The sequence below is a fragment of the Streptomyces sp. NPDC038213 genome (assembly GCF_055600495.1).
Genome location: NZ_JBVJYM010000074.1, coordinates 1 through 2,187 on the forward strand (window position 1 = coordinate 1; position 2,187 = coordinate 2,187).

Sequence of the window (2,187 nt, forward strand, 5' to 3'; positions counted from 1 at the left end):
CTCCTCGAAGAGACCGCCCAGTGAGGCGTCCGGGATCGGGACCGCGGTGTCGTTCCACTCCTCCAGCACCAGCCGCCGCTCCACCTCGTCCAGCAGCTCCAGGCGGCTCAGCGTCAGCTCCGGCCGGACCGTGACCTGCTCCAGCGTCCGGCGCAGCATCGCGGCCATCCGCTCCACGCTCGTACGGTCGAACAGCTCGGCCGCGTAGACCACCGCACCCCCCAGCCCGTCCTTCTCGTCCCCGGACAGCAGGAACTCCAGGTCGAACTTGGCCGCGCCGCCGGACACCGGCCGGGTGTCCAGGGTCTGCGCCCCCGCGAGCTCCAGTGCGGGCGGGCCGCCGGCCTCCAGGGCCAGGCAGATCTGGAAGAGCGGGTGCCGCGACAGGGTCCGCTCCGGGGCGACCGCCTCCAGCACCAGGTCGAAGGGGGCCTCCGCATGGGCGAAGGCGTCCAGGTCGGCGGAGCGCACCCGCGCCAGCAGCTCCCGGAAGGACGGATTGCGCGAGGTGTCCGTCCGCAGCACCAGGGTGTTGACGAAGAAGCCCACCAGCGGGGCCAGTTGGTCGTCCGAGCGGCCCGCCACGGGGGCCCCGACCGCGAGGTCGGTGCCGGCGCCCAGCCGGGTGAGGGTGGCCGCCAGCGCCGCGTGCACGACCATGAAGGGGGTGCACCGCTCGGCTCTGGCCAGGGCCACCACCTGCTCGTACAGCTCCGGGCCGAAGTCCACCGGGACCACCCCGCCGCGGTGGCTGGGCGCCGCCGGCCGGGGCCGGTCCAGGGTCAGGCCCGTCTCCTCCGGGAGCCCGGCCAACGCCGTCCTCCAGTAGGCCAGTTCACCCGCGAGGAGGCTTCCGCCGTCGGCCGCGTCCCCGAGCGCGGTGCGCTGCCAGTGCGCGAAGTCGGAGTACCGCACCGGGAGTTCGGACAGATCGGGGGCCCTGCCCTCGCGCCGGGCGGCGTAGGCCTCGCCCAGGTCGGCGAAGAGCGGGCGCAGCGACTGGCCGTCCGTCGCGATGTGGTGCAGGAGCAGCAGCAGGACGTGCCGGTCCCCGCCCAGGTCGAAGAGCGTCACCCGCAGCGGGGTCTCGGCGGCCAGGTCGAAGGGCCGGGCGGCGGCCGCGGCCAGCTCCGCCCCGGCCGCCTCCGGGGCGACCGCGCGCTGCTCGAAGACGGTCCGCTGCGGTCCGGCGGGCAGCACCCGCTGCCGCGGCTCGCCGTCCACCTGCACGAACACCGTCCGCAGCGGTTCGTGCCGGGCCACCAGGTCCTCGACGGCGTCCCGGAGCGCCCCGGCGTCCACCGGCCCGGCCAGCCGTACGGCCATGGGCACGTTGTACGCCGTACCGCCCTGGTCGAGGTCCGCGACCAGCCACAGCCGCTGCTGTGCGTACGACAGCGGGGGCAGTTCGCAGGTGCGGGCGGCCGGGGTGAGCGGGGGCGCGGCGGGCCGGCCGCTGCGCTGGGCCAGGTGCGCGGCCAGCTGGGCGGGGGTGGGGTGCTGGAAGACGTCGCGGGTGGTCAGGCGGGTGCCGAGGGTGGCGCCGATCCGGCTCGCGAGCCGGGCGGCGAGCAGCGAGTGCCCGCCGAGGTCGAAGAAGTTGTCGTCGGCGGTCAGCGGCTCGGCGGCGGCCAGCATCTCCGTGAACAGCCCGCAGAGGATCTCCTCCACCGGGGTGCGCGGGGCGCGCCCGGTGGTCGCGGTCTCGGGGTCCGGGGCGGGCAGGGCCCGCTTGTCGATCTTCCCGTTGGCGGTCAGCGGGATCCGGTCCAGCACGGTCACGAAGGCCGGGACCATGTGGTCCGGCAGCCGCGTGCGCAGCCAGGCCCGTACCTCCTGCGCGTTCACGGGGGCGGCGGGATCAGTGGTGACGTACGCCGTGAGCTGGGCGATGCCGTGCCGGTCGGGGTGGGTGACCACCGCCGCCTGCGGGATCCGGGGGTGCCCGGTGAGGGTGGTCTCGATCTCCGTGGGCTCGATCCGGAACCCGCGGATCTTGATCTGGGTGTCGGCCCGGCCCGCGTAGTGGAGGTTGCCCTCGGCGTCCCAGTAGGCGCGGTCTCCGGTGCGGTAGAGGCGGGTGCCGGGGGGGCCGTAGGGGTTGGGGGTGAAGTGGGTTGCGGTGGTGGTGGGTTGGTGGTGGTAGCCGTGGGCGATGCCGTGTCCGGTGAGGTAGAGCTCGCCGGT

At 75.1% G+C, this 2,187-nt stretch carries 1 protein-coding gene; it reads right to left on the bottom strand.

Annotated features, from left to right (window positions below):
- Window positions 1-2,187 (bottom strand): condensation domain-containing protein (locus ACZ7JZ_RS35995; RefSeq protein ID WP_470947382.1); only part of this gene is annotated, 2,187 nt, incomplete at both ends.